Annotated in this window: 26 protein-coding genes and 1 pseudogene; 8 read left to right on the forward strand and 19 right to left on the reverse strand. The window is 69.4% G+C overall.

What is annotated here, in order from left to right:
- Positions 1 to 16: 16 nt before the first annotated feature.
- Complete coding sequence (gene eccD / locus LTT66_RS07290) at positions 17 to 1,483, forward strand: type VII secretion integral membrane protein EccD (RefSeq protein ID WP_233065402.1); 1,467 nt, start codon at positions 17 to 19, stop codon at positions 1,481 to 1,483.
- Positions 1,484 to 1,571: 88 nt separating this feature from the next.
- Positions 1,572 to 2,963: a type VII secretion-associated serine protease mycosin gene (mycP, locus tag LTT66_RS07295; RefSeq protein ID WP_233065404.1), complete on the forward strand. Its 1,392-nt coding sequence runs from the start codon at positions 1,572 to 1,574 to the stop codon at positions 2,961 to 2,963.
- An 86-nt stretch (positions 2,964 to 3,049) separates the two neighbouring features.
- Here the strand turns inward: mycP and LTT66_RS07300 are convergent, their stop codons facing one another.
- Positions 3,050 to 3,289 (reverse strand): hypothetical protein, encoded by a 240-nt coding sequence (locus tag LTT66_RS07300; RefSeq protein ID WP_233065406.1) that lies wholly within the window; start codon positions 3,287 to 3,289, stop codon positions 3,050 to 3,052.
- Positions 3,290 to 3,544: 255 nt separating this feature from the next.
- On the opposite strand from LTT66_RS07300, the gene LTT66_RS07305 reads away from it, so the two are divergent.
- Both LTT66_RS07305 and eccE read left to right on the forward strand, forming a co-directional pair.
- The gene (locus tag LTT66_RS07305) at positions 3,545 to 3,826 is read left to right on the forward strand and encodes a hypothetical protein (protein ID WP_233065409.1); all 282 of its coding nucleotides are present in this window, start codon (positions 3,545 to 3,547) and stop codon (positions 3,824 to 3,826) included.
- Positions 3,827 to 3,997: 171 nt separating this feature from the next.
- Positions 3,998 to 5,641, forward strand: coding sequence for a type VII secretion protein EccE (gene eccE, locus LTT66_RS07310; protein ID WP_181722567.1), 1,644 nt, complete (start codon positions 3,998 to 4,000; stop codon positions 5,639 to 5,641).
- Positions 5,642 to 5,644: 3 nt separating this feature from the next.
- Here eccE and LTT66_RS07315 read toward each other — a convergent pair whose 3' ends face one another.
- Together LTT66_RS07315 and LTT66_RS07320 are read right to left on the reverse strand one after the other, a co-directional pair.
- A complete protein-coding gene (locus LTT66_RS07315) occupies positions 5,645 to 6,205 on the reverse strand; it encodes an NADPH-dependent FMN reductase (RefSeq protein WP_233065411.1) in 561 nt (186 codons plus the stop codon).
- 260 nt (positions 6,206 to 6,465) lie between these two features.
- Positions 6,466 to 6,672, reverse strand: coding sequence for a hypothetical protein (locus LTT66_RS07320; RefSeq protein ID WP_233065414.1), 207 nt, complete (start codon positions 6,670 to 6,672; stop codon positions 6,466 to 6,468).
- 450 nt (positions 6,673 to 7,122) lie between these two features.
- Between LTT66_RS07320 and LTT66_RS07325 the strand changes: the two genes are divergently transcribed.
- Positions 7,123 to 7,965, forward strand: coding sequence for an NAD(P)H-binding protein (locus tag LTT66_RS07325; RefSeq protein WP_233065417.1), 843 nt, complete (start codon positions 7,123 to 7,125; stop codon positions 7,963 to 7,965).
- 33 nt (positions 7,966 to 7,998) lie between these two features.
- On the opposite strand, the gene LTT66_RS07330 is transcribed toward LTT66_RS07325, so the two are convergent.
- Together LTT66_RS07330 and LTT66_RS07335 are read right to left on the reverse strand one after the other, a co-directional pair.
- Positions 7,999 to 8,994, reverse strand: a complete 996-nt coding sequence (locus LTT66_RS07330) for an NAD-dependent epimerase/dehydratase family protein (protein ID WP_233065420.1) — start codon at positions 8,992 to 8,994, stop codon at positions 7,999 to 8,001.
- A gap of 5 nt (positions 8,995 to 8,999) precedes the next feature.
- Positions 9,000 to 9,809, reverse strand: a complete 810-nt coding sequence (locus tag LTT66_RS07335; protein ID WP_233065423.1) for an S-methyl-5'-thioadenosine phosphorylase — start codon at positions 9,807 to 9,809, stop codon at positions 9,000 to 9,002.
- A 209-nt stretch (positions 9,810 to 10,018) separates the two neighbouring features.
- On the opposite strand from LTT66_RS07335, the gene LTT66_RS07340 reads away from it, so the two are divergent.
- Positions 10,019 to 10,342, forward strand: coding sequence for a metal-sensitive transcriptional regulator (locus LTT66_RS07340; RefSeq protein ID WP_043687917.1), 324 nt, complete (start codon positions 10,019 to 10,021; stop codon positions 10,340 to 10,342).
- Between the two features lie 230 nt (positions 10,343 to 10,572).
- Here LTT66_RS07340 and LTT66_RS07345 read toward each other — a convergent pair whose 3' ends face one another.
- The 5 genes from LTT66_RS07345 to LTT66_RS07365 form a co-directional block, all read right to left on the reverse strand.
- Entirely contained in the window at positions 10,573 to 11,505 is a 933-nt protein-coding gene (locus LTT66_RS07345; RefSeq protein ID WP_233065427.1) for a TAXI family TRAP transporter solute-binding subunit, read from the reverse strand.
- Positions 11,502 to 12,923, reverse strand: a complete 1,422-nt coding sequence (locus LTT66_RS07350) for a sensor histidine kinase (protein WP_233065431.1) — start codon at positions 12,921 to 12,923, stop codon at positions 11,502 to 11,504. The genes LTT66_RS07345 and LTT66_RS07350 overlap by 4 nt, the downstream gene beginning before the upstream one ends.
- Before the next feature lie 28 nt (positions 12,924 to 12,951).
- Positions 12,952 to 13,611 (reverse strand): response regulator transcription factor, encoded by a 660-nt coding sequence (locus LTT66_RS07355; RefSeq protein ID WP_233065434.1) that lies wholly within the window; start codon positions 13,609 to 13,611, stop codon positions 12,952 to 12,954.
- A 46-nt stretch (positions 13,612 to 13,657) separates the two neighbouring features.
- Positions 13,658 to 15,064, reverse strand: a complete 1,407-nt coding sequence (locus LTT66_RS07360; protein WP_233065437.1) for an MFS transporter — start codon at positions 15,062 to 15,064, stop codon at positions 13,658 to 13,660.
- A 169-nt stretch (positions 15,065 to 15,233) separates the two neighbouring features.
- Positions 15,234 to 16,067, reverse strand: coding sequence for an LLM class F420-dependent oxidoreductase (locus LTT66_RS07365; protein ID WP_233065440.1), 834 nt, complete (start codon positions 16,065 to 16,067; stop codon positions 15,234 to 15,236).
- Positions 16,068 to 16,241: 174 nt separating this feature from the next.
- Between LTT66_RS07365 and LTT66_RS07370 the strand changes: the two are divergent.
- A pseudogene (locus tag LTT66_RS07370) lies at positions 16,242 to 16,673 on the forward strand (Hsp20/alpha crystallin family protein); the annotation flags it as partial.
- Between the two features lie 137 nt (positions 16,674 to 16,810).
- On the opposite strand, the gene truA reads toward LTT66_RS07370, so the two are convergent.
- The 8 genes from truA to infA all read right to left on the reverse strand — a co-directional run bounded on the left by truA (position 16,811) and on the right by infA (position 21,672).
- On the reverse strand, positions 16,811 to 17,680 hold the full coding sequence (gene truA / locus LTT66_RS07375; protein WP_233069056.1) for a tRNA pseudouridine(38-40) synthase TruA: 870 nt from the start codon (positions 17,678 to 17,680) through the stop codon (positions 16,811 to 16,813).
- A 97-nt stretch (positions 17,681 to 17,777) separates the two neighbouring features.
- Positions 17,778 to 18,305 (reverse strand): 50S ribosomal protein L17, encoded by a 528-nt coding sequence (gene rplQ / locus LTT66_RS07380; RefSeq protein WP_181722588.1) that lies wholly within the window; start codon positions 18,303 to 18,305, stop codon positions 17,778 to 17,780.
- A gap of 49 nt (positions 18,306 to 18,354) precedes the next feature.
- The gene (locus LTT66_RS07385; RefSeq protein WP_039796155.1) at positions 18,355 to 19,413 is read right to left on the reverse strand and encodes a DNA-directed RNA polymerase subunit alpha; all 1,059 of its coding nucleotides are present in this window, start codon (positions 19,411 to 19,413) and stop codon (positions 18,355 to 18,357) included.
- Between the two features lie 106 nt (positions 19,414 to 19,519).
- Complete coding sequence (gene rpsD / locus LTT66_RS07390) at positions 19,520 to 20,125, reverse strand: 30S ribosomal protein S4 (RefSeq protein WP_040864912.1); 606 nt, start codon at positions 20,123 to 20,125, stop codon at positions 19,520 to 19,522.
- Positions 20,126 to 20,145: 20 nt separating this feature from the next.
- Positions 20,146 to 20,559: a 30S ribosomal protein S11 gene (gene rpsK / locus LTT66_RS07395; protein ID WP_014349147.1), complete on the reverse strand. Its 414-nt coding sequence runs from the start codon at positions 20,557 to 20,559 to the stop codon at positions 20,146 to 20,148.
- Positions 20,560 to 20,568: 9 nt separating this feature from the next.
- Complete coding sequence (gene rpsM, locus LTT66_RS07400; RefSeq protein WP_043687550.1) at positions 20,569 to 20,940, reverse strand: 30S ribosomal protein S13; 372 nt, start codon at positions 20,938 to 20,940, stop codon at positions 20,569 to 20,571.
- Positions 20,941 to 21,188: 248 nt separating this feature from the next.
- Positions 21,189 to 21,302, reverse strand: a complete 114-nt coding sequence (gene rpmJ / locus LTT66_RS07405) for a 50S ribosomal protein L36 (RefSeq protein ID WP_011207363.1) — start codon at positions 21,300 to 21,302, stop codon at positions 21,189 to 21,191.
- A gap of 148 nt (positions 21,303 to 21,450) precedes the next feature.
- Positions 21,451 to 21,672: a translation initiation factor IF-1 gene (gene infA / locus LTT66_RS07410; protein ID WP_003418601.1), complete on the reverse strand. Its 222-nt coding sequence runs from the start codon at positions 21,670 to 21,672 to the stop codon at positions 21,451 to 21,453.
- Between the two features lie 481 nt (positions 21,673 to 22,153).
- On the opposite strand from infA, the gene LTT66_RS07415 reads away from it, so the two are divergent.
- Positions 22,154 to 25,366, forward strand: coding sequence for a MinD/ParA family ATP-binding protein (locus LTT66_RS07415; protein WP_233065443.1), 3,213 nt, complete (start codon positions 22,154 to 22,156; stop codon positions 25,364 to 25,366).
- A gap of 48 nt (positions 25,367 to 25,414) precedes the next feature.
- Here LTT66_RS07415 and LTT66_RS07420 read toward each other — a convergent pair whose 3' ends face one another.
- The gene (locus tag LTT66_RS07420; RefSeq protein WP_233065445.1) at positions 25,415 to 25,726 is read right to left on the reverse strand and encodes a DUF4254 domain-containing protein; all 312 of its coding nucleotides are present in this window, start codon (positions 25,724 to 25,726) and stop codon (positions 25,415 to 25,417) included.
- Positions 25,727 to 25,746: the final 20 nt, after the last annotated feature.

Raw genomic sequence — 25,746 nt, forward strand, 5'->3', positions numbered from 1 at the left:
CCGAGTTGGGGGAAGCTTGACGCACGCGCGACTTGACCACATCGACGAAGAATCCGCGCGCGGGATCGTCCGCGCTCCCGATCTCGCCCGGGTGACGATTCTGGCCAAGCACACCCAGGTCGACATGGCCATACCGGTCGACGTGCCGGTCGCGCTGGTCATTCCGAGCGTGGTCGACATGGTCGCCCAGCACAGCCGCAGCAACGACTTCGACAACGAGGGCGAGCGCTACGAGCCCGCGGATTGGGTGCTCGCCCGGATCGGCCATCCGCCGTTCTCCAACTCGCTCAGCCTCGGCGAGCACGGAGTCCGCGACGGCGAACTGCTGATGCTGGAAAGCGCTTCGCATACCGCGCCGACGCCGCTGTTCGACGACATCATGTACAACGTCGCGATCGCCGACACCGACCATTACCGCAGCTGGACCCCCCGCGTCGCGCGGATCACCGGCTCGGTGCTCGCGGCGGTCACCATGATCGTCGGCTGCCTCGGCCTGCTGCTGTCGCCCGGCTCGCTGCCGATCGCGGTGGGCGGTTCGATCGCGCTGGTGGTCGCGATCCTGCTCGTGGTCGCGGCGATGGTGCTGAGCAGGATGTACGGCGACACCGGCACCGCACTGGTACTCGGCGGCTGCGCACTGCCCGCCGCCTTCAGCGCGGGCATGCTCTTCGTGCCGGACCATTACGGCTGGGCGCACGTCCTGCTCGGATCGGTCCTGGCGGGCGCGACGGCGATCCTGGCATGGCGGGTCACCGGCGTCGGTCTCGCGCTGTTCATCGGCGTGGCCACGCTCGCCGCCTACGCGGTGCCCGCGGCACTGGTCGGCCTGCTCACCGGCCAGCCGGACCGCGCGATCGGCGCCGGCGCGGCGGCGCTCGGTCTCGTCGGGCTCTCCCTTGCCCCACGGATATCCATGCTGCTGGCGAAACTGCCGCTGCCGCCGGTCCCTTCGCCGGGCACCCCGATCGACCCGACCGAGGACGATCCGGACGATCACCGCGCGCTGCCGACCATGGAGGCGCTGCGGGTGAAGTCGGAACGCGCCCGCATGTACCTCGCCGGTCTCGTCGCGGCGACCACGCTGGTCACCGCCATCGGCGCGCTCGCGGCCACCGACCCGGCCTCCGGCGACCCGTACTGGCCGGGCATCGCGCTCGCGCTGGTCTGCGCCGCGGTACTGATGTTCCGCAGCCGCACCTACGCCGGTGCGGAGCAGGCCGTTGTGCTCATCGCGGGCGGCGCGGCGATCGTGCTGATCATGCTGGTGGGCGCCGGTTTCGCGATGCACCAGCCGCTGGCCGTCTTCGGCGCGGCGATGGTGGCCCTGGTCGCCGCGCTGATCCTCGGCATCATCATCCCGAACCAGTCGGCCACCCCGCCGATGCGCCGCGGCGTCGAACTGCTCGAGTACACCTTCGTCGCCGCCGTGCTGCCGCTGGCCTTTTGGGTAGCGGATCTCTACTCACTCGTCCGCGGGCTGTGAGCTGGGCTCGATGATCCAGAAACCCTTGGACGGCTCTCGTTTCCGTGTGGTTCGAACGGGAGCGGCCGCGTGCGTTCTCGCGCTCAGCATGTCCGTCGGATTCGGAGCGACCCCGCACGCGCACGCGGAGAAACCGACGGTGAGCCCGAATACGGCGCCGCCGCCGGGCGAGCCGGCGGCGCCGCCGGACAAGACCGAGCGGGCGTCGAACACCCCGTGCGTCAGCACCGGGTCCGGCGGCAACGGGCCGTCCACCCCGGAGGCGCAACGCGCGCTCAACCTCGAACACGCCTGGCGATTCTCCCGGGGCGCGGGCCAACTGGTGGCGGTGATCGACACCGGTGTCGCCCGGCATCCGCGACTGCCGGGGCTGATCGCGGGTGGCGACTACGTCAGCAGCGGTGACGGAACCGAGGACTGCGATGCGCACGGCACATTGGTCGCGGGGCTGATAGCGGCGACGGAGGTCGACGGTCAGGGCTTCTCGGGAGTCGCTCCGGAGGCGCAGATACTCACCATCCGCCAGACCAGCAGGCTGTATCAGAAGGAGGGCGCGAACCGGGACAAGGGGCCCGACGCATTGCCTCAGGGATACGGCACCACTCGCACGATGGCTTCGGCGATCCGTCGCGCGGCGGACATGGGCGCCACCGTCATCAATGTGTCCGAAGTCGCGTGCAGGCCGACTTCCGAACCCTTCGAAGACACCGATCTGGGGGCGGCGGTCCGGTACGCGGCGATCGAGAAGAACGTGGTCATCGTGGTAGCGGCCGGCAACAGCGGAGAGAACAACTCCGACAGCTGCAAGGGCACCAACGCGGTGATCGATCCTCTCGACCCCGCGGCGGACCCGTGGAGCAAAGTAGACCTGAACGTGTCACCGGCGCGCTATGACGACTACGTGCTCGCTGTCGGTTCCGTCAACGGGAACGGGCAGCCGTCGACGTTCACCGTTCCCGGGCCATGGCTGGGCGTCGCGGCGCCCGGCGAGAACATCACTTCCCTCGATCCACTGTTCAACGATCCGAACAGCAGAGGAACCGCGGTTCAAGTCGGCAGCGTCAATCAACAGGGACGGCTCGGGCCGATTCAAGGCACCAGTTTCGCCACGCCACTGGTTTCGGGTGTAGCGGCCCTTGTGCGAGCGCGTTTCCCGGAGTTGAGCGCGCTGGAGGTCATCAAACGGATTCAGGCCACCGCCCACGCCCCCGCGGAGGGATGGAACCCCTACGTCGGCTACGGCGCTGTCGATCCCGTTCAGGCGTTGACCGCAGAGGTAGGCCATGCGTTGCCGCCGAAGCGACCGTCTCCGGCCAAGAGTATTCAGCTCCCGATCCCTGCGCCGACACCGCCCCCGAACAATCGCGCCCGCGATGTCGCGCTGATCGGAAGCGGCGCCGTTACATCACTGCTCGTCTTGGGAATGCTCGCATCGTTCCCCATCCGGCGCAGATTCGGCCTCCACGGCGACGATACGTAGCCGAGCATGATCAGTGGCACATGGCTGCGCTATTCGCGACAACAGGTCTCCGCCATGTGCCACTGATCTTGAAACTTCGGGCGGACTCACTGTCCGGGTGCGGGCTCCAATTTGTAGTACCCGTAGCCGTCTCCGACGCAGACCGCTTCCTTGTGGTACATCCGCCGGAAGCTGTCCTTGCCCGTTGTCATGCACTCCTTGTACGTCATGCCGTGCTTGGTACGCATCGGTTGGGCGGCGGCGGTTCCTGCGGTCGACGCGGCGACCGTGCCCGCCACGATCGCGGCGGTGAACCCGATCGCCAATTTATATGCGGTGCGCTTCATCTTGGTGAATCCCCTCCATATCTGTGGCGAGAACTCCCTCTCGCCGACTCGGAGGGTACCGGAATCGGCACCGGCTACCAATCCGGGGTAAGTGCTGTTGCTCCTTCAATTTTTGTTTCCTCCCAAGCCTTTTCACCAGGTGCTTATCCGGCGTCATAATGGGCCACCATCACGTCCTGCTGGTGCTTGTACCGAAGACCGATGGCGGCTGTAGTAGACGGTGATCGAAGGCCACGAGCCCTCAGACGTGATTTCGTGGTGCAGGACAAGATCCTGGACGGAAACGTCGCCGAGCTGCTCGATCGAAGCCGCGATCGTCCGAAGCAACGCCGCAACATCCCCCTGGCCTGGACCAGCCGGGTTCGACTGCGAAAAATGGTTGATCCGGTATCGGTCGCCTGCCATGACTCCTCCTCTGGATTGCGCCCTCATCGGCGGTTGCGCTTCTACTTGTTTCTGTCACCGTTGTACGGGCCGCCCGCCGTTCGAGCGCGCCGCTTGCCGCACCCCGGTGACACCGCGCACCTCTGGATCTGACCGTCCGCGTACTCGCCGGAAAACCCAGAACACATGCGTGTGGCGGGTTTCGGAGGCACTATTCCTCCCCCGAACGGTGCTCGCGTTCGCCGAACGCAGTACAGTTCCCGGGGACTGTTGTTCAGCTCGGCCACAGTGGAGCGGCCGATATCGGGTACTTGGGGGACGACGATGGCGGAACCGGCCGGCGCGGGACCACGACCGTTGCTCGGGCGCATCTCGATGCAGAACCTGCTGGTCGCGCAGATCATCGGGTTGGTTGTCGGAGTCGTCGCGCTGTTCGCCGGTCTGCCGGGGCTTCCCGCGTTCGGCGTGGCGGTCGTCGTCGCGCTGATTCCGCTGATCCCGGTCGCCAAACGCACCATGCTGGACTGGATCGCCACCTGGTGGCGCTACCTCACCCGCCGGGATTACGAGATCGGCGACACCGTCGACTACCGCGGCACGGACGGACGTTCACTCGGCCTGTACTGGGACGGCAGCCGCGTGGTGACGGTGGTCGAGGTGCTCCCCCCGCCCGGCGGGCTGACCAGGATCGCTCGCACCACGGTGCACGCCTCGCACCTGCTTCCGCTGGCGGAGCTGGCGAAATGCCTGAACCAGCACGACATCCTGCTCAGCGGCATCGACATCATCAGCCACGGGCACCGCAGCCGTTCGGGCACGCCCGCGGGCAAGATCTACGAATCGCTGCTCGGTCCGCTGCCCGCCACCGCCCACCGCGCGGTGTGGCTGGCGATCAGCTTCGACGCGGTGGCATGCCCGGAGGCCACGGCGCGCCGCGGCGGCGGGGCGGAAGGCGCCTCGCGGGCGGTCACCATCGCCACCCAGCGGATCATGCGCACGCTCGAGGACGCCGACTGCAACGCCCGCATCCTCACCGCGCCCGAGATCCGCAAGGCGGTCTTGCAGATCACCAGCGGCTACGACCCGCGCACGCTCGAACACCGTTGGCGCTACGCCGAAATCGGCAACAGCGTGAACGTCGGCAGCGCCGTCGACCCCAAACGGCTCGACTCCGATCTGCTCGCCCAGCTGTGGGTCGCTCCGTCCCGGGGCACCACCGTGGCCGTGCGCCTGCGCCCCGGCAATTCGGCCGAGTCGGTGAACATCGGCGCCGCCTGGCGGCTGACCGCCCGCGAGCTGCCGGAGCGCTCCGAACTGCCGGGCATGGTCTCGATGAACGGCCGCCACCGCGATGGACTGCTGGCCCACCTGCCGATCGCGGTGCCCGGCGTCGACGACACCGTCCCGATGATCGAGCACCTGATCGACGTGGTCGACGATCTGCACCTGCCCTCCTCCGGCTGCGGACAGCTCATCGGATCGGACGACGAAGGCAATGGCGTCGCGGTCCGCATCGTCGGCGTCGGCATCTCGACGGTGTACGTCGCGGGCGAGCTGTACCTGGCGCAGCAGTTGGTGTTCCGCGCGCTCGCGGTCGGCGAACGGATCCTCATCCGCACCGACCGGGCGCGAGCATGGGAGAACCTGGTCACCACGATCGGAAATCCGGAGCGACTGACCATCGCGGTCGAAACCCACCAGTCCGACGCGGGATTCACCGCCACGGTGGTGGACGGGGTGCTCGCACCGGCCCCGCACGCGGGCGTCACCACCATCTACGTCACGGGCGATCCGATGGGCTGGCCCGCCAGCCGACCCGACCTGGCCATCCATCAACCGGGTGCGATCGGCAACCACGTGGTGCTGCGCACCGGCACGGCGCAGGTCGATCTGACGCTGGTGTCCATCCCCAGCGAAGCCACCTACATCGGCCAGCCACGCGGCCGCCGCGCCGTGGCGACCCACTAGCCGCTAGCCGGGATACGGATCGCCGGTCCGAGCGGCTCGCAAAGTGCGTGCCCACCAGGCCAATTGGCGCAGCATCCGGCCCGCCGCATCGATAGCGGCACCGTCGCTTGTGTCGCCGGTGTCGTCGAATCGCTTCTTGGCCTGATGAAAACTGACCGTCTCGCGGACCGAGACCATGTGGATCTCCGCGACGACTTGGCGAAGCTGCTCCACCGCCCGCAGGCCACCGGAGAGGCCCCCATACGAGACGAAAGCGATGGGTTTGGCGCGCCACTCGTGTTTCGCGGTGTCGAAAGCCGTCTTCAGCGACGCCGGGTAGCCGTGGTTGTACTCGGAGGTGACGACGACGAACGCGTCGGCATCCCGCAGCCGCGCGCGATAGGCCGTGGTCGCCTCGTTCTCGGTGAGCTCGACCGGCAACGGGGTGTGTGCCAGATCAATGACACCGGTGTCGAATTCGGGATGGGCGCGCACGGTACGCAGGAACCAGTCCCCGACCACCGGTGCGAACCGCTCCGGACGCACACTGGCCACGATGACCTCGAGCCGCAACGGAGTTTCCACCGCGCGAGCCTAACTCGGGACCTGTCCACAGTCGGTCACCGCCGCACGCGGAACCATGCGAAACCGGCCGGCTGAACCGTGCACCGCAAAGTGCTCGACGCGCTCCAGCGGCTCGTAAGCGCCACCCCGACGTTCGCGGCGCGGGCGATCTCCCGCCGACGTGCACGTGCCGGGCGATCCCACCCGCGGCGGGGTCGCGGCCTCGCTCACACGGCCGGCAGGCGCAACGCGCATTGGCGGCGGTCATCCGGTCGAGCAGCTCACGCCTCCGCGCGGTACACGACGTCTGCCGAGACCGCGCGCAGACGACGAGATGAAAGCCGCCGACCATCCCGCACGCACCACGACACGGACAACGCCACCCGCACGCCACCACAACCCGCACGCCACCACGCCCCCACACCACGATCACCCTGGCGGGCCGCCACCTCGACGCCGATCACCCGATCCTCGTCGGCTCGAAGCACCGGGCGATCATGGTGATCCGCACCTGCGATCCAGGCGCCGCCCCACACCGACACACTCGAAACTGCTCCGGCGCAACACTTCCCGTCGTTGACAAATACCTGGTCTCAAGGGCACCGGATACCCTATGGCCGACAGAAACCATTACCCGTAGCGGCACCGCAGCCACAACCCCACGATCACACCCCCGAGCCAGCGTCATGGACGCTGGTACACCGAACTGGACGGGTGAGCACTAGATGCCGCGCGTGCCCCCACACGCAACCAGCACCGGCCCAACCCCGTCTTCCGAGCGAAGCGAGACCGAGCATTGGCCGTTCGCGGCCCGGCTCGCGTCCGAGCGGCCGCCGCGTCCGCGACGAAGTCGCCAGGGGTGGTCGCTCGGACGCGAGCCACCAGGGGGCCGCGAACACGCAGCGCCGCAGGCGCTGCAAATCGAACACGGAGTAGAAATGATTCTGGTAACCGGCGCCACCGGGAATGTCGGCGCGGAACTGGTGCGGACCCTGAGCGAATCGGGCGAACAGGTGCGAGCGCTGGTGCGCGACCCCGCCAAGGCGGCGCTCGCCTCCGGTGTCGAGGCCGTCACCGGTGATCTCAACCGGCCGGAGACGCTGGCCGACGCACTCGACGGCGTGGACGGAATGTTCCTGCTCCCCGGCTACAACGACCTGCCCGGTCTGTTGGATCGCGCGAACAAGGCCGGGGTGCGCCGGGTCGCTCTGCTCTCCAGTGGTTCGGCCGCACTGCGCGACATGGACAACGCCGTGTCCCGCTACATGACGCTGTCCGAGGACGCGGTGCGCGCCTCCGAGCTGAGCTGGACTTTCCTGCGGCCGCGGTCGTTCATGTCGAACGCGCTGCGCTGGCTGCCGCAGCTCGCCGCGGGCGACGTCGTCCGCGTGCAGTTCCCCGGCGTTCGGGTCGGCGCGATCGATCCCGCCGATATCGCGGCGGTCGCGGCCGCGGCGCTCACTCGGGAGGGACTGGAGGGTCAGGTGCTCGAGCTCACCGGCCCGCAGGCGTTGCGACCGGCGGAGCAGGTCGCGGTGCTCGCCGCGGTGCTGAACCGGCCGCTGGTGGCGCAGGAACTCGGCGACGACGAGACCGAGGCCGAGCTCGCCGCCACCATGCCCCGCGAGTATGTCGACGCGTTCCTCAGCTTCTTCGTCGAGGGCACGCTCGATGAGGCGACGCTCTATCCGACCGTCGAGCAGGTGACCGGCCGATCGCCGCGCACCTTCGAGCAGTGGGCCACCGCCCACGCCGGGGAGTTCGCGCCGGCGCCGAGCTGAGCGGCCGCGTCCGGCCGACCGGGTGGCGACGGATCAGTCGGCGGCCGCGAACTCGGCCAGTCCCTGCGCAGGCGCCACGGTGGCCGTGAAATCCAATGCGTGCCTCGCCCTGGCCGGGTCGGCGACGAAATGCCGGACGTCGCCGATCCGGTAGCGGCCCGTCACCACCGGCGCGGGGCCGCCGCGGGCGCGCGCCATGATCGAGGCCACCTCCCACACCGTGATCGGCCGCCCCGAGGCGATGTTCAATGCGACGAAGCCGGGCAGCGCCCGCTCGACCGCCGCGACGGTAGCCGCGACCGCGTCACCGACGTAGACGAAATCCCGGACCTGTCCGCCATCTTCGAACACCTGCGGCGCGAGCCCCTGCGCCAGTTCGGCGCGCAGCCGCCCCACCAGTCCCGCGCGTGCTCCGGGGCCGTAGACGTTGTGCATGCGCAGCGCGGTGACCGCGCCGCCGGTCGCCAACCCCCAGGCGAGCGCGTAGTGCTCCTGCGCGACTTTGCTCGCCGCGTAGGGACCGCGCGGGCGCAACGGCGCGTCCTCCCCGACCGGTTCCCAGGTCAGCACCTCGCCGGTGTGCGGAGCGCGATGGTCGAACATGCCGCGGTCGAGATCGGCTCGGCGACGCAAGGTGGGGAAGAACGGGCCGCTGTGCGCGCCGCGATAGCGGCCCTCGCCGTAGACGGCGATCGATGAGGCGAGCACCAGGCGGCCGACCCGCGCCCGCTCCATGGCCCCGAGCAGCACCGCGGTCCCGAGGTCGTTGTGCGAGGCGAAGTCGGCGGCCTGCGCACCCGCGGTGACGCCCGCGAAGTGGCAGACCACGTCCACCCCGTCCAGCAGCGGGGCGAGCGCTTCGGCGTCGCGAACGTCGACTCGCGCGGCCTCTTCCGGCGCTCGCGCGTCCGGCCCGTGCACCTGGTCGAGCAGCAGATCCGCCCCGGCCACTTGGTGTCCCGCGGCGGTCAGCGCCCGGGACAGGTGCCCGCCGAGGAACCCGGCCGCGCCGGTGACCAGCACCCGCATCGGACTCAGGGCAGTTCGAACGGCAACGACACTCCCCCGTGGACGCGGCACCGGTCACACGTCTCGGTGCCGTCCACGGCGGCCACCGCGCGGCGGACGAGTTCCTTGAACGGCGCGAGGTTGCGTTTGAACTCGGCGAAGACGTCCACGGCGTGCACTCCCTCGCCCTCCTCCAGCCCCGCGTCCAGATCCGTGACGAGAGCCACGGCGGCGTAGCACATTTCGAGTTCGCGGGCGAGCACCGCCTCCGGGTGGCCGGTCATGTTCACCAGGTCCCAGCCCTGCGCGGCGAACCACCGGCTCTCGGCGCGGGTGGAGAAACGCGGTCCCTCGACCACGACCATGGTGGCGGCGTGCATCATGTGCAGCTCGTCGGACTCGGCTTTGATGGCGGCGGCGCGCAGTTCGTCGCAGTACGGATCGGCGAAAGACACGTGGATGCCGTCGCCGTCGAAGTAGGTCTGCGGCCGGCCGGAGGTCCGGTCGACCAGTTGATCCGGCACCGCGACCGTGCCCGGACCCCAGTCCGCCCGCAGGCTGCCGACCGCGCAGGGCGCGAAGATCCGGCGCACGCCCAGCGAGCGCAGCGCCCACAGGTTGGCCCGGTAGGGCAGGGTGTGCGGTGCGAATTCGTGGTTCTTGCCGTGCCGCGGCAGGAACGCCACCGGCCTGCCCTCCACCTCTCCGACCGCGACGCCCGCACTCGGGGCGCCATAAGGGGTCTCCACCTCGATGGTGGTCGCCTCGTTGTCGAAGAAATCGTAGAAGCCGCTGCCGCCGATGACGGCGAGCGCGGGCCGGGGGTGCGAACTCATACCTCGATTGTCTCGTCCCGCCGCGTCGCTCGCGCGGCGGGATCGGCGTTACCCTTTTCCATCCGGCAGCCAGGGCCTGGTCATCGGCCGATCCGCCTGGCAGGCTGGGCAGGCACGGCGCCGCCCGACCTGACAAGCCGGGCCGCACACTGTACCCTAGGGGGGTATTGATCCGGAGTTCCGGACCGGCAGGCAGCGAGGAGACATCGGTGGCAGCTTCCCCCCACGACCACACGGCGGCCGACCACGCGACACACGGCTACATCACCGCCAAGGACGACTACCTCAAGCGGCTGCGCCGCATCGAGGGCCAAGCGCGCGGCTTGCAGCGGATGGTCGAGGAGGAGAAGTACTGCATCGACATCCTCACCCAGGTGTCCGCCATGACCAAAGCCCTGCAAGCGGTGGCGATGGGCCTGCTGGAGGACCACATCAGCCACTGCGTGGTGGACGCGGCCGTCGCGGGCGGCCCGGAGGCCGAAGCCAAGATCAAGGAAGCCACCGACGCCATCGCCCGCCTGGTCCGATCCTGACCTCGCGACGGAAGGGACCAGCGACTCGTCCACACGGGGTAGATGTGGTGCCGGTCGACTGACAACGTCATCGAAGCGTTTGACCAGGCGACGTCTACACCGCGTGGATTTCGGGAAGAGGCCGGCCTGCCCAGCTGAGCGCTGCAACCTGCCCGGCTGCCCGACCGCCAGTCCGGCAGCCGATGGACACATGGCACTGGCACGTCCTCGACCAGTTGATCGCACGCCGGTCACCCGTGCCAGCGTCGATAGACACCAGCCGCTCCCGGGTGCAGCGGTAGAGGACCGGTGCTGACCAACGATCGACCGTCGAGGAACTGCGTTCCCGCCGCCTCGGTGGGAACTAGCGCGTCCGCGTGCCACACCAGTAGTTCCACGAGGGACGCCGCGATTTCCTCCGGCATGGAAGTCGCGGCCAGCAATAGGTTGGCCACCCCGATCGTATGTACGGCGGCGGCGCCGGGATAAGCGTCGGCGGGAACCGCGACGCTGTCATAAACCGGCCCGAACCGCTCCCGCATCGGGGCGGCTAGATCGCCCATGTCCAACAGTCGCATCCGGCCCGGCACCGCGAGTAGCGCTGTCGGCACGCCGCCCGCCCACAACAGCGCATCCACTTGACCCGCGGTCAGGGCGGCCACCGCCTCCGCCAGGGGTCGATGCGAAACCGCCACGTCGACGGCCGGATCCAAGCCCGCGACGCGCAGGATCCGTTCGCCGGTCAGCGCAGCGCCCGACCCTTCCGCACCCAGGCTCACCCGCGTTCCGCGCAGATCCGCGACCGATCCGATCGGACTGTCCGCGCGCACGACCAGTTGCAGGTAGTTCTCGTAGACCCGGCCCAACGCCGACACCCGGCCGGGGTTCTCCGGCAGCGAATCCGCGAGCGTCAGCGCGGCGTCGACTTCACCGCGTGCGAGCAAGCTCAGATTGTCCTGCGACCCGGAGGTGGTGACCCGGTCGATCTGCACGTCGCCGAGGTGCTCTGCGGCAAGGCCGAGCAACCCGGCGAAGGCGTAGTAGAAGCCGCCGACCTCGCCGGAAGCCAGCCGCACCGTCGCGCCCCGGCCGTTGGGAGCACAGCCCGCGATGCCCGCCGCGGCCAGCGCGAGGAAGCCACGCCGGCCGATGCCGCGGCGGAGGATCGATTCTCGACCGGTCATCTGGCCTCCGCCGCAGGCAATCGCATTGTCACCGCGAGACCGTGGGGAGGCACCGACGCCACGGTGAGAGCGCCGCCGCGCGCCTGCGCCAGCGCCGCGGCGATCGGCAGGCCGAGCCCCGAACCACCGGTCGCAGCCGAGGAGCCGCGGAAGAAACGCGTGGTGAGCTTGTCGATTTCGTCCGGGCGAACACCCGCGCCGTCGTCGCGGACGGTCACCGTGACCCAGCCCGGCTCGGTCTCGACGATCAGATCGGCGTGCGCGCCCGCCCCCGCGTACCGCGTCGCGTTGCTCAGCGGGACGTCGAGCATCTGCGCGAGCACGTCGGCAGGCGCCGCCACGTCCGCGCGCTCGGCCGCGGGCGCTACCCGCAATCGCTGTCCCGCGGCCTCGAACGCCGAGCACCAGGCGTCGAATCGATCGGCCACCACCTGCACGGCGTCGCACTGGTCGGCGTCCTCGGCGGTGCGCGCGACGTCGAACGCCGCGGGCGTCTCGGCCACCGCCAGGCTGAGCAGGCCGTCGAGCAGCGCGGTCAAGCGGTCGACCTCGGCGCTCGCGCTGCGGAACGTGCTCGCCGCGCTCGCCGGGATCGCCGGTTCCAGGGAATCGAGCCGGATGGTCAGGGCGGCCAGCGGGTTGCGCATGGCGTGCGCGGTGTCGGCGACCAGCTGGCGCTGCGCATCCGCTGAATCGGCGACGGCCGCGGCCATGGCGTCGAAGGATTCCGCCAGCGCCCGCATCTCCGGCGGCCCTCCGTACCTACCCGAGATCGATACCGGAGCGACGGTGTCGGCGCGCGGCTTGGGCAGCGTCGCCGTCAACTCCGCCACACCGTGCGACAGCGCCGCCAGCGGACGCAGTACCCAGCGGCCGATCGTCACCGCCAGCAGCACGAACAGCGCCATCGCGCCGACGCCGCCGAGCACGATCACCGCCCAGGCCCGCGCGATGTCGCCCCGGGCGCTCGCCGTCGACGCCTCGATCACCACGGCGCCGTTCACCTGCACACCGGTGCCGACCGGCCGCGCCACCAGCACGGTCGGCGCGCCCCACGGCGTCAGCTTGTCCACCGCGTGCGGGCGCTGATTGCGCCGTGCGGCCACCACCGCGGCGGCGATGCCGGGATCGTTCACGTCCGCGCCCGCGTTCACCGCCGCCGCGCCCCTCGCGTCGACCACCAGCACGTTTTCGCCGTACAGCTCGTGATAGCGCAGGACCTCGTCGGACAGGGTGCGGCTGTCCCCCGCCGTGACCGCGTCGTCGGCGAGGGTGGCGAAGCGGTCGGCGTCCCCGGAGCGCGCGAGCACCAGCTGCTGGGTGCGGTTGGTCGCGATGGTCAGCGAGAGCGGCACCGCGAACGCCAGCACCGCGATGGCGGCGAACGACGTCAGCGCGACGAGCAAGCGACGCCGCATGGCACACCTCCGGCCCTTCGGCCCGCGCTCACTGCCCCCACCGATATCCGTACCCGCGAATCGTGGTGATCAGGCCGGGCCGATTCAGCTTCGCCCGCAAGCCCGCCATGTGCACGTCCAGCGAACGCGAGACCGCGACGAAAGCGTCGCCCCAGATGCGATCCATCAGCAGCTGGCGGCTCACCGCCGCGCCCGGCCGTTCCACCAGCGCCTCGACCAGCTCGAACTCCTTCTGGGTCAGCGACACCGGCGCACCGGCGACCTCGACCACGCGGGCGCCGAGATCGACCCGCACATCCCCGGTGACCACCACCGACGGCGCGGGCTGGGCCGCGGCCGCTGCCCGCCTCGTCACCGTCTCCAGCCGCGCGACCAGCTCCGCGATCCGCGGCGGCTTCACCAGATAGTCGTCGGCGCCGCCGCGCAGACCGCGCACGATGGAGCGTTCGTCGCTGCGTGCGGTCAGGATCAGCACCGGAACCGAACTCACCTCGCGCAGTCTGCGCAGCACTTGAAGACCGTCGCCGTCGGGCAGTCCGAGGTCGAGCACGACCGCGTCGTAGGCGCGATGCGCGATCAGCAGATCCACGCCGCGGCGCATGCGTTCGGCGCGGTAACCGCGGGCGTTGAGCGCCTCGACCAGCGCGTCTCCCACGCCGTCGTCGTCCTCGACCACCGCAAGCCGCACGCGCCGATCCTCCCACAATGGGCGGACCGGCGCGTGTGCCGGGCGGTCAGTCACGCAGGGTGACCAACGACCGTCCCGGCTCGGCCGCCGCGGCGCCGGACCCGGTATCGGCGCCCGCGGCGAGCTCATCCGCGTCGATCGTCGACGAGGCCGAGGTCTCCCGCATGAAGTAGTAGGTGACCAGCGAGATGGCGATGCATCCGGCGACGTACCAGAAGTACAGCGACTCGTGGCCCGCTTTCTTCAGCGCCAGCGCGATCGTCTCCGCGGTGCCGCCGAAGATGGCGACGGTCAGGGCGTAGGGCAGCCCGACGCCGAGCGCGCGGATCTTCGTCGGGAAAAGCTCGGCCTTCACGATCGCGTTGATCGAGGTGTAGCCCGTGATGATCACCAGAGCCACCATCATCAGCCCCCACGCGGCGACCGGATCGGTGGTGCGCGCGAGCACCGTCATGATGGGCACGGTCAACAGGGTGCCCGCCACGCCGAAGAAGATCAGCAGCTTGCGCCGTCCCACCCGGTCCGACAGCGCGCCCGCCAGCGGCTGCAACACCACGAAGACCAGCAGCGCGACGAAGTTGATCCAGGCGACGGTGGACTTGGAGATGCCGGAGGTGTTGATCATGAACTTCTGCATGTAGGTCGTATAGGTGTAGAACGCGACGGTTCCGCCCAGCGTCAACCCCACGACCAGCAGGCATTCCCGGGGGTACTGCAACAGGATCCGCAGCGAGCCACGCGACTGCGGCGCACCGGAAGTCGCGCCCTTCGCGTCCTGCTTCGCCATCCGGCCGGACTCGGCGCGGAACTGCTCGGATTCGTCCATGCCGCGCCGCAGCCACATCACGATCAGCGCACCGGCAGCGCCGATCACGAACGGGATTCGCCAGCCCCAGGCGTTCATCTGGTCGGCGTCGAGGAACTGTTGCAGCACGATCTGCACCCCGAGCGCGACGAGCTGGCCGGCCACCAGGGTCACGTATTGGAAACTCGAGTAGAACCCGCGCTTGCCCGCCGAGGCCACCTCGGACAGATACGTCGCGCTGGTGGCGTATTCACCGCCGACCGACAGACCTTGCAGCAGCCTGGCCACCAGCAGCAGAGCCGGTGCGGCCAGGCCGATGGTCTGGTAGCCGGGCGTCAGCGCGATCATCAGCGAACCGGCCGCCATCACCGTCACCGACAGCGTCAGGGCCGAGCGCCTGCCGAACCGGTCGGCGTACCGGCCCAGCGCCCAGCCGCCGATCGGGCGCATCAGGAAGCCGACCGCGAACACGGCGGCGGTGGACAACAGCTGCGCCGTCGGATCGTTCTCGGGGAAGAACGTCTTCGCGAAGTACACGCTGAACGCGGCGTAGACGTACCAGTCGTACCACTCGACGAGATTGCCGATGGACCCGCGCAGAACGTTCGCGACCACTCGGCGCTCATTCACGGGCTGTGTCGTAGTCACAAGATCTCCTCCTCCGACGCCTCATCACGTCGTCGCAGATCAGTGTGTCGGCAGTCACAAGCTCGCGGAACGGCTCTCGATGCTTCCTAACAGTCCCTTAGGACGATCCCCGCGAACGGCTCCGGCCCCCGGCAGCAGCCGGGGGCCGGAGAAACGCGCATCGAATCGGTCAGGAGCGCGTAGTCAGCAGCGGCGCGAGAGTGCGCAGCGCCGGGAGATAGTTGTCGCCGAGGATCTGCACCGCGACGTGGTCCGCGCCGGCATCGAGGTGCTCGGACAGCCGGGCGGCGATCCGCTCCGGCGTGCCGTGCGCGACGACAGCGTCGAACAGCCGGTCGGTGGGCGGGACGGCCAAGTCGGCGTCGGTGAAACCGAACCGGCGCAGGTTCGCCACGTAGTTGGTCAGGCCGAGGTAGAACCCGACGGTCTGGTCGGCGACGGCGTGCGCCGTCGGGGCGTCGTCGGTCAGCACCACCTTGTGCTCGGTGGCCAGCAGCGCGTCCGGGCCGACGATCTCGCGGGCCTTCGCGGTGTGCGCGGCGGGTACGAAGTAGGGCAGCGCGCCCAGCGACCGCTCGGCGGCCAGCTTCAGCACGCGCGGGCCGAGCGCGGCCACCGCGCGGCGCTCGGCGGGCACGCCCGCGGCGTCGAGGTCGTCGAGATACTCGACCAGCGCGTCGTAGGGCTTGCGGTACTCACCGGTGTGCTCGGGATGCCCCACGCCGATGCCGAGCAGGAACCGCCCGGGGAAGCGCGCCTCGATCCGATGGAACGAGTCGGCCACCTCCTTCGCGGGCACCGCCCAGATGTTCACGATGCTGGTGGCCACGGTGATCGTTTCGGTCGCCTCCAGCAGCGGATCGACCGCTGCCAGATCCGCCGGGGGCGAGGCCCCCAACCACAGCGCGCCGTATCCCAGCTGCTCCAATTCCCGTGCGTCCTCCGGGCTGAACCCGTTGTACGCCCGCCACACCCCGAACCGTCCGAGACTGTCGAATGCCATGTCCGGAGCCAACACGGGCCCGCGGGTTGCTATTCCGTGTCGGCGGATCTCGGCCTTCTTCGACCCATCAGGTCGATGCCGTTCCGCTCGAAAAGGGCTAACGTGGCGATTGCACAGCTATCGGCGCCCGCCGCCGTGGCAGGCGTCGCCACTAACGAAATGGAGGTGATCGTTGTGCTCAGATTCGATCCATTCCATGACATCGACACCGTCGCTCGGCAGTTGCTCGGTGAAAGCGCTGGAACCGCTCGCGCACCCCGATTCATGCCGATGGATCTGTTCAAAGCGGGTGATCACTACGTCCTGAACGCGGACCTGCCCGGTGTCGATCCCGGCTCCATCGATGTCAGTGTCGACAACGGCACGCTCACCCTGCGGGCGCAACGCACCGTGCCGAGCGAGGAAGGCGTCCAGTGGATCGCCTCGGAACGCTTCGCGGGCACCTTCATGCGCCAGCTGTCGCTCGGCGAGAACGTCGACGTCGAGCACATCAGCGCCACCTACAACAACGGAGTGCTGTCGGTGACGATCCCGATCGCGGAGCGCGCGATGCCGCGCCGCATCCAGATCTCCGGGGCGTCCCAGGAACCGAGGACGATCGAAGCGCAATCGAGGCAGTCCGAGCAGTTGTCACCGACGCAACAGGAACAGCAGGGCGCGCAGTCGCAGCAGCAGTACCCGCAGTCCTCGAAGTGATCATCGCTACCCGCACCCGCGCACGGTGCGGGTAGCCCGGGAACAGTTCAATCGCCGCAGCAACCGGCGTCCGGAACCGGTACCGACCGCATCTCCCGCGTCTGCGCGTTGCGGGCGGCGAGTTCCCCGTCGGCCGGATAGTCGACGCCGATCAGGCTCAAACCGTGGGCGGGAGCGACGGTGACCGAGCTGGAGCGCTCCGTCTCCCGCAACAGATCGGCGACCCATTCCGGAGTGCGCCGGCCCTCGCCCACGGCGAGGACCGCGCCGACCAGACTGCGGACCATCGACCAGCAGAACGCGTCGGCGCTGACGTGGGCGACGAGCAGATCGCCGTCGCGCACCCAGTCGAAGCGCTGCAACTCGCGCACCGTGGTCGCGCCCTCTCTGCGCCGGCAGAACGCGGCGAAATCGTGCAGCCCCAGTAGTTCTCGCGATGCCGCGCGCATGGCCTCGACATCGACGCCGGATCGGCAGGCGACCACACTGCGGGCTTGCAGTGGCTCCGCCCCGTACGGCGCGGTGGTCAGCCGATAGGCATAGTGGCGGCGGACAGCGGAGAACCGGGCGTCGAACTCGGGCGCGGCCAGGCGCGCGTCCTTGATCCGCACGTCCTTCGGCAGGAAGCGCGCCATCCGGTGCACCAGTTTTCCCGAGTCCAGTTCCCCGGCGGTGTCGAAATGCGCGACCTGTGCCTCCGCGTGGACACCCGCGTCGGTACGACCCGCCACGGTCAGCTGGATCGGCTCGCGGAAAACCTTGCTCAGCGAGTCCTCCAGCACTCCCTGCACGGTGCGCAGCCCCGGTTGACGCGCCCAGCCGATGAAATCCGTGCCGTCGTAGGCGATGTCCAGCCGCACCCGCGACACCTCGGTCCCGGGCTCGCCCTCGCGCGGCCGGTCCGCACTCGATCCCACCGATTCCTCCACGGTCACATGATCCTCCGGTCGAAACGAACGAGCCCGCCGACCCAGTGCGGGTGGCGGGCTCGTACGTGAACTCCGACGCTCAGCGTCAGGCGTCCTTCTTGTCCTCGGCAGCCTCGTCGGCGGCGGGAGCCTCGGCCTCGGCGGTCTCGGTGTCGGCCGCTTCGGCCTTCTCCTCGACGACCTCGGCGGCCGGAGCCTCCTCCGTCTTCTTCGACGCGGCCACGCGACGAGCGCGATCGGCCTCGTTGGTCACGGTCTTCTCCCGGACCAGCTCGATGATCGCCATCGGCGCGTTGTCACCCTTACGCGGCAGCGTCTTGGTGATGCGGGTGTAGCCACCCTCGCGTCCCTCGAACGACGGGCCGATCTGCGCGAACAGTTCGTGCACGACGTCCTTGTTGCGGATGACCCTGAGCACCTCGCGACGGTCGGCAAGAGTGCCGCCCTTCGCCTTGGTGATCAGCTTCTCCGCGTAGGGGCGCACGGCCTTGGCCTTGGCCTCGGTGGTGGTGATCCGGCCGTGCTCGAAGAGCGCCGTCGCCAGATTGGCGAAGATCGCCTTCTGGTGCGACGCCGACCCACCGAAGCGGGCACCCTTCTTGGGCTTGGGCATTGTGGTGTCTCCTTGTATAAGGCCGGGCCGGGGCGCCTACCCCGGCGGCCTAGAGCTGTTCGGTCTCGGCGTAGTCCTGCTCGCCGCCATCGGTGTCACTGAACGTGCCGCTGTCGCTCCACGTGCCGGTGCTCGCGTCGTAGCCGACCACGCTGGACGGATCGAACGACGCCGGGCTGTCCTTCAGCGAGAGGCCGAGCGCGTGCAGCTTGACCTTGACCTCGTCGATGGACTTCTGGCCGAAGTTGCGGATGTCCAGCAGATCCGACTCGGTGCGGGCGACCAGCTCGCCCACGGTGTGCACACCCTCGCGCTTGAGGCAGTTGTAGGACCGGACGGTGAGGTCCAGGTCCTCGATCGGCAGACCGAACGAGGCGATGTGATCCGCCTCGGCCGGCGAGGGGCCGATCTCGATGCCTTCGGCTTCGACGTTCAGCTCACGGGCCAGGCCGAAGAGCTCGACCAGGGTCTTGCCCGCCGAGGCGAGCGCGTCCCGCGCGCTGATGGAGTTCTTGGTCTCCACGTCCAGGATGAGCCGGTCGAAGTCGGTGCGCTGCTCGACGCGGGTGGCCTCGACTTTGTAGGTCACCTTGAGCACCGGCGAGTAGATCGAATCCACCGGGATCCGGCCGATTTCCGCACCGGAGGCCTTGTTCTGCACGGCGGGGACGTAGCCGCGACCGCGCTCGACGACGAGCTCGATCTCCAGCTTGCCCTTGTCGTTCAAGGTCGCGATGTGCATGTCCGGGTTGTGCACCACGACGCCGCTGGGCGGGACGATGTCACCGGCGGTGACGGTGCCCGGGCCCTGCTTGCGCACGTACATCGTGACCGGCTCGTCCTCCTCCGAGGACACGACCAGACCCTTGAGGTTCAGGATGATGTCGGTGACATCCTCCTTCACGCCGGGAACGGTGGTGAACTCGTGCAGGACGCCGTCGATGCGGATGCTCGTGACCGCGGCCCCCGGAATCGAGGACAGCAGGGTACGCCGCAGCGAGTTGCCGAGGGTGTAACCGAAGCCCGGCTCGAGCGGTTCGATGGTGAACTTCGACCGGTTCTCCGCGACGACCTCTTCGGTCAGCGTCGGACGCTGTGAAATCAGCATTAGGATCATCCTCCTTTTTGGGCGCCCGCTATTTGACGCCTCGTCTCAGGGGTTGTGCGTGGCCGCCCATCGAGGGCGACCACGCACCAGCAGCACGTGTGCCGTGTTACTTCGAGTAGTACTCGACGATCAGCTGTTCCTGCAGCGGCACATCGATCTGGGCACGCTCGGGCACCTGGTGGACCAGGATCCGCAGCCGGCCCGGGATCACCTGCAGCCAGCCCGGAACCGGGCGGTCGCCGACGGTCTCGCGCGCCACCTGGAACGGCAGCGTGCCCAGCGACTTCTCCTTGACATCGATGATGTCGTACTGGGTGACCTGGAAGCTGGGAACGTCCACCTTCTTGTTGTTCACCAGGAAGTGGCCGTGCGAGACCAGCTGGCGGGCCTGCCTGCGGGTACGGGCCAGACCGGCGCGGTACACCACGTTGTCCAGCCGGGTCTCGAGCAGACGCAGCAGGTTGTCACCGGTCTTGCCCTTGAGGCGGTTGGCCTCCTCGTAGTACCGGCGGAACTGCTTCTCCATGACGCCGTAGGAGAAGCGGGCCTTCTGCTTCTCCTGCAGCTGGAGCAGGTACTCGCTCTCCTTGATCCGCGCGCGGCCGTGCTGGCCGGGCGGGTACGGACGACGCTCGAACGCCTGGTCGCCTCCGACGAGGTCGACGCGCAGACGACGCGACTTGCGGGTGATAGGGCCTGTGTAACGAGCCATTGTTCGCTATTCCTTTCCCGCTAGACGCGACGCCGCTTGGGCGGACGGCAGCCGTTGTGGGGCTGCGGGGTGACATCGGAGATCGTGCCCACCTCGAGGCCGGCGGCCTGCAGCGAGCGGATCGCGGTCTCGCGACCCGAACCGGGGCCCTTCACGAACACGTCGACCTTCTTGACGCCGTTCTCCTGCGCCTTGCGGGCGGCGTTCTCGGCGGCGAGCTGCGCGGCGAACGGGGTCGACTTGCGCGAACCCTTGAAGCCGACGTGACCCGACGACGCCCAGGAGATGACGTTGCCGCTCGGGTCGGTGATCGACACGATCGTGTTGTTGAACGTGCTCTTGATGTGCGCGTGGCCGTGCGGGACGTTCTTCTTTTCCCGGCGACGCGACTTCTGGGTCTTCTTGGGGCCGGAGGCCCGGGACTTCGGAGGCATCGGTTATCCCTACTTCTTCTTGCCGGCGACGGTGCGCTTCGGGCCCTTGCGGGTGCGCGCGTTGGTCTTGGTGCGCTGGCCACGGACGGGCAGGCCACGACGGTGGCGCAGGCCCTGGTAGCAGCCGATCTCGATCTTGCGGCGAATATCGGCCTGCACCTCGCGGCGCAGGTCACCCTCGACCTTGAACTCCGAAGCCTCGATGTAGTCACGCAGCTTCGTCAGATCGTCGTCGCTGAGATCCTTCGAACGCAGGTCCGGGCTGACGCCGGTGGCCTCGAGGATCTCCTGGGAGCGGGTACGGCCAATGCCGAAAATGTAGGTCAGTGCGATCTCCATGCGCTTCTCGCGCGGGAGGTCGACGCCCATGAGACGTGCCATCTGGCAGTTTCCTTAATCGTTGCGGAGGTCTGCTCCCTGTCCGTCCCCTCGTCTTGGTGGGGCACCGGCCTCCGAACCGGTGGTAGGCGCGCACGCCCAGGGCGAACCCTGATATCCGCAGCGTGCGGCTGGTGCTGGGAGTTCTTCTTGCCAATCCGAACTGCGGTTCGGTGCTTGGCTGGTGTCGCGTCGAGCGGCGCCTTCGGCAAGCCTCGGGCGGGTGGGGGCGAGGTCTGTCTCGCCTCCGCTCAGCCCTGGCGCTGCTTGTGGCGCAGGTTGTCGCAGATCACCATGACCCGGCCGTGACGGCGGATCACCTTGCACTTCTCGCAGATCTTCTTGACGCTCGGCTGAACCTTCACGTCCGTCCAATCTGTTGTGGTTCACAGGGGTGTGAACACAGTTTTTCCCCAGTCGGCGACTGGGGAAGCTCTGTAGTGAGTCTTTCGACTCGGCCCCGGCTCACGCCGGAGCTGCCGGTTCGGACCGACCCGATCGCAGCGAGCGCGATCACTTGTAGCGGTATACGATCCGGCCGCGCGACAGGTCGTAGGGCGAGAGCTCGACGACCACACGGTCTTCGGGGAGGATACGAATGTAGTGCTGCCGCATCTTCCCGCTGATGTGCGCGAGAACCTTGTGCCCGTTCTCGAGCTCGATCCGGAACATCGCATTGGGCAGCGGCTCGACAACTCGACCCTCGACCTCGATGGCCCCGTCCTTCTTCGCCATGTCCTCCGCGATCCCGGTTACGCTCAACCTGGTTTGTTTGCCTGGTCTGCCCGGATGGACCGGCCGCCGGAGCGGACCGCTCGCACACGAACAGGCGGCGCATAGGTGCACCGCCGCTCCAGCTTACCGATCAGTTCCGGATCGGGCAAAAATGCCTCCCTGTATACCCGCGTCGCCAGCGGTTTCGCAGCCCCCTTCCCACCCGTGGCGGGCGTCCGGTCCTGGGCCACGACGACGGCGGGTTGTCGCGTAAACTGGCCGCTGTCCAGGTATTTGGGTCGATCAGATCGAGGGGGATGCGTGAGCCGGCGGAGCGAGCGAGGCACCGGCGCGGCGCCCTTGATCACGGCCGAAGCTAGCGGCAGGGAGGCGAGGCCGTGAGTAAGCGTAGCGAGCGAGTCACCGGCAGAGCACCCCGTACCAGGACCCAGTCGAGCGGCAGACCGACCCCGACGGAGCCGAGCCGCAGCGAGGCGACGTCGTGAGCCGTGGTAACGACGGCCTGCCGATGCTGCCGCCGTGGCTGTCCGAGAGCGAGGTCACCCAGAGCGGCTACGAGGCTCCGGTACAGAATCTCCCACACGACGAACTGATCGAGGACTCCCCCAGCCGCCGACGCGGCCGGTTCAAGAATCGGTCCCCGGAAGCGGAACGCCCGGACGCCGCGCGTCCGGAGAAGCGCCGCAAGGGCTGGCGCCGGGACAAGAACGAGGGGCCCGCCGACGACGACCGACAGCTGAGCGAGGCCGCCCGCGCACCCGGGCCGGACGTGCCCGCACCCGGGCCGGACGTGCCCGCACCCCGGCCGGACGTGCCCGCGCCTGGTCAGCATCCGCCCGACGCCTGGGGGCAGCAGCCCGGCCACGACTACACCCCGCCCGCGCGGGAAAGCACCCCGCCCGCGCAGGACAACTTGTGGGAGGCTCCGCCGCAGCGCAACGCCCTTCCGCAGTCCAGCCTGCCCACCCGCAACCCCTCGCAGCCCTCACCCGGGTTCCAGCCGCTGGGCAGCAGGGCCGCGGAGCAGCCCAGTGCACAGCAGGCGCCCGCGCCGCAGCGCAGGTCCGATCTGCCGCCCCCGCCGCCGCTGCCCGACCCACCGAGGCAAGCGGTCGAGGAACGAGCGGCCCCGGCACCGCACGACGAGCCCGCCCGATCGGCGCAGAGTGAGAGCGGCCCCGGCCAGGCCACCGGCACCGGCCGACCGCCGTTCGCTCCGCAACCCGGCGGGTGGCCGTCCACCGGCAACCCTCGGCTCGACGCCGCGCTGTCGGCGGTGCGGCCGAGCCAATGGCCGGGCACGCTTCCGCCCGGGCAGCAGACCCCGCCGACGAGCAGTGGCCAGCCCGTCGCACCGCCGACGAGCCCGAATCCGGGATGGCCCGCGGGTGCCGACCCCGCAGCGCCGAGCGCCGGTGACACGCCCACGCAACCGCCCCATGGCGGGCATCCCACCGCACCTGCGCCGGGCACCGATCAGGCAGCGCGGCAGAGCGCAGGCTCGGCGGCGCCGACCGCCGCGCCGCCGGCCGGCGCCGACCCGGCAGTCCGGACCAGTGCACCAGCGGCCGGGAATGCCCCGGCGCAGGGCCGGCACGATCAGCCCCCGACGCCGACCGATCCCGTCGCCGGCTCCGAAGGCCCGCCGCCCTGGCTCGCCGGACCACGGCCCGAGGATGCCGAGGCATCCGCGCCGGGTGCGCCGCGCCGTCTCCCGCCGCTGCCCGACCCGCCCGCGCCGCACGAGCGGCCGGACAAGGGGGTAACCGGCACGCAGGCACCGGCACCGACGCACGACGAGCGGCGCTTGTCGCCACGCGGCGCGGATGGTCCGCCGCCCTGGCTCGGTCACAGCGCGCCGGAGCAGGCAGGTCAGCCGAGCGCATCCGGACTTCCCCCCGCGCCGAACGAGACTGCGGCACTAGGTGTTCAGACGCCCACCGCCCCAGCCCCGGAACAGCGATCGACGTCCAACGCGTGGCCGACGGATAGCGGCGCTACCGGAACACCTGCCGCCGCACCCACACCCGCTCCGCACGCCGGACCGAGCGGGGTCGGTGCGGTGCCGCCCGTACCCGGCGATGCCTTTGCCGCGAGTGGCCCGGCTGCTGTACAGCCGACCGAAGCCACCGGACAGCCCTCGGTGGCCGCGCAGGCGAATTCGCTCGAATCGCAGTGGGATCCCGCCGCCGCGGCGTCGGGTTGGACCGCCGCCGCCGTAGCCGGTGGCGCGTCCGCGCGACCGATCGGTGGACGCCACCGGCTGCCTGCCGAGCCGAACGCGCCGGTCACTCCGCCGGCATCTGCCGCGCAAGCGCCGGACTCCGACCAGGAACCGGTACCACAGCAGCGGCCCGCCCCGGCCCATAACGAGCCGGGCACTCCGCAGCCCGGACCGTACGCCCCGAGCGACTACGCCGGATACCCACCGCGGTTCGCGGGTGGGCAGGTGCCCGGTTCCGAAGCGCAGGCCCCGGCCGACCAGTGGACCGGCACGGGACACCCGGGCGCCGCAACGATCGCCCCCGATGGCCGCCCGGCTCAATTCGCCGGCGGTACCGCTCCCGTCGAGCAGCCCGCGGACCAGTGGCGCAGCGTCGCCGAGCGGAACTCCGCGCCCGAATCCGGTCCGGTCGCACCGCATTCCGCGCCACCGGCCCCACCGCAGCACCCCGAACCCCAGCACTACGGGCAACCAGGCGTTCAGCAGTGGGGCACCCCGCCGGGTTACGCGCAACCGCAGGCCCAGCAGCCGGGCGGCCAGTTCCACCCTTCGCTGGACAACGTGCCGATGCGCCGGGCCAAGCGGGCACCCGGATCCGGGTGGCGCAAGGCCGTGCATCACGTGTCCGGCGGCGCGATCAACCCCGGCATGTCCGCCGAGGAACGCAGGCTGCAGGAACTGGTCGCGCGGATCAGGCAGCCGGTGCGCGGTGATTACCGGATCGCGGTGCTGTCACTCAAGGGCGGTGTCGGAAAGACCACCACCACAATGGGTATCGGCTCGATCTTCGCCTCCGTCCGGGGCGACCGGGTGATCGCGGTGGACGCCAATCCGGACTTCGGGACGCTGTCGCAGCGGGTGCCGCTGCAGACCAGGTCCACCGTGCGCGATCTGCTCCTGGACTCGTCCATCCAGCGGTATTCGGACGTGCGCAGGCACACCTCGCAGGCCACCAGTCGCCTGGAAGTGCTGGCCAGCGAACGTGATCCGGCCGCCTCGGAGGCGTTCAGCGAAGAGGAGTACCGCGCGGTCGCCCGGATCCTGCAGCGGTTCTACAACATCATCCTCACCGACTGCGGTACCGGACTGATGCATTCGGCCATGTCCGGTGTGCTGGATCTGGCGCACTCGCTGGTGCTGATCTCCTCCCCCGCGATCGACGGAGCCCGCAGCGCCGCGGCGACGCTGGACTGGTTGTCGCTGCACGGCCACGACCACTTGGTACGCAATGCGGTGGTGGTGATCAACTCGCCGCGGGCCGGATCGCCGAATGTCGGTATCCAGCAGCTACGGGAGTACTTCCTGTCCCGGTGCCGCGCCGTGCACATCATCCCGTTCGACGCCCACATGTCCGAGGGCGCCGAGATCGATCTGCACCGGCTGCACAAGCAGACCAAGCGGGCCTACGTCGAGTTGGCCGCGACCGTCGCCGACGACTTCGCCACCGATCACCGCCGCTACCGTCCCTGACACCCGCCGGGCCGTGGCCCGGCGGGTAAGGGCGAGCGGATCAGCCGCTCACCACTCGGGCAGACGCCGCCTGCCCGCCATGACGTCGCGCACCAGATCGTCGTAGGCGTCCGCGAGTTCGGCGAGATGATGCCACGCGTTGTGCAACAACTCGTCGTGCGCGTCGAGAGTCATCAAGGCGTGGTGCGCGCGCACCGACGCCTCGGCGAGGCGATCGATCACCGCGCCCACCGTTTCGGTGTGCAACGTGGCGCCGAGCCGATGCTGCGGCACGCAGCGCATCACCCAGTCGTCGATGGCCATCACCAATTCGACTCTACGACGCTCGATTTCGCGGATCACCGCCACGGCGGTATCCACCGAACCACCGCGACCGACCA

Origin of the sequence: Nocardia gipuzkoensis (genome assembly GCF_021183645.1) — a bacterium.
Lineage (GTDB): Bacteria > Actinomycetota > Actinomycetes > Mycobacteriales > Mycobacteriaceae > Nocardia > Nocardia abscessus.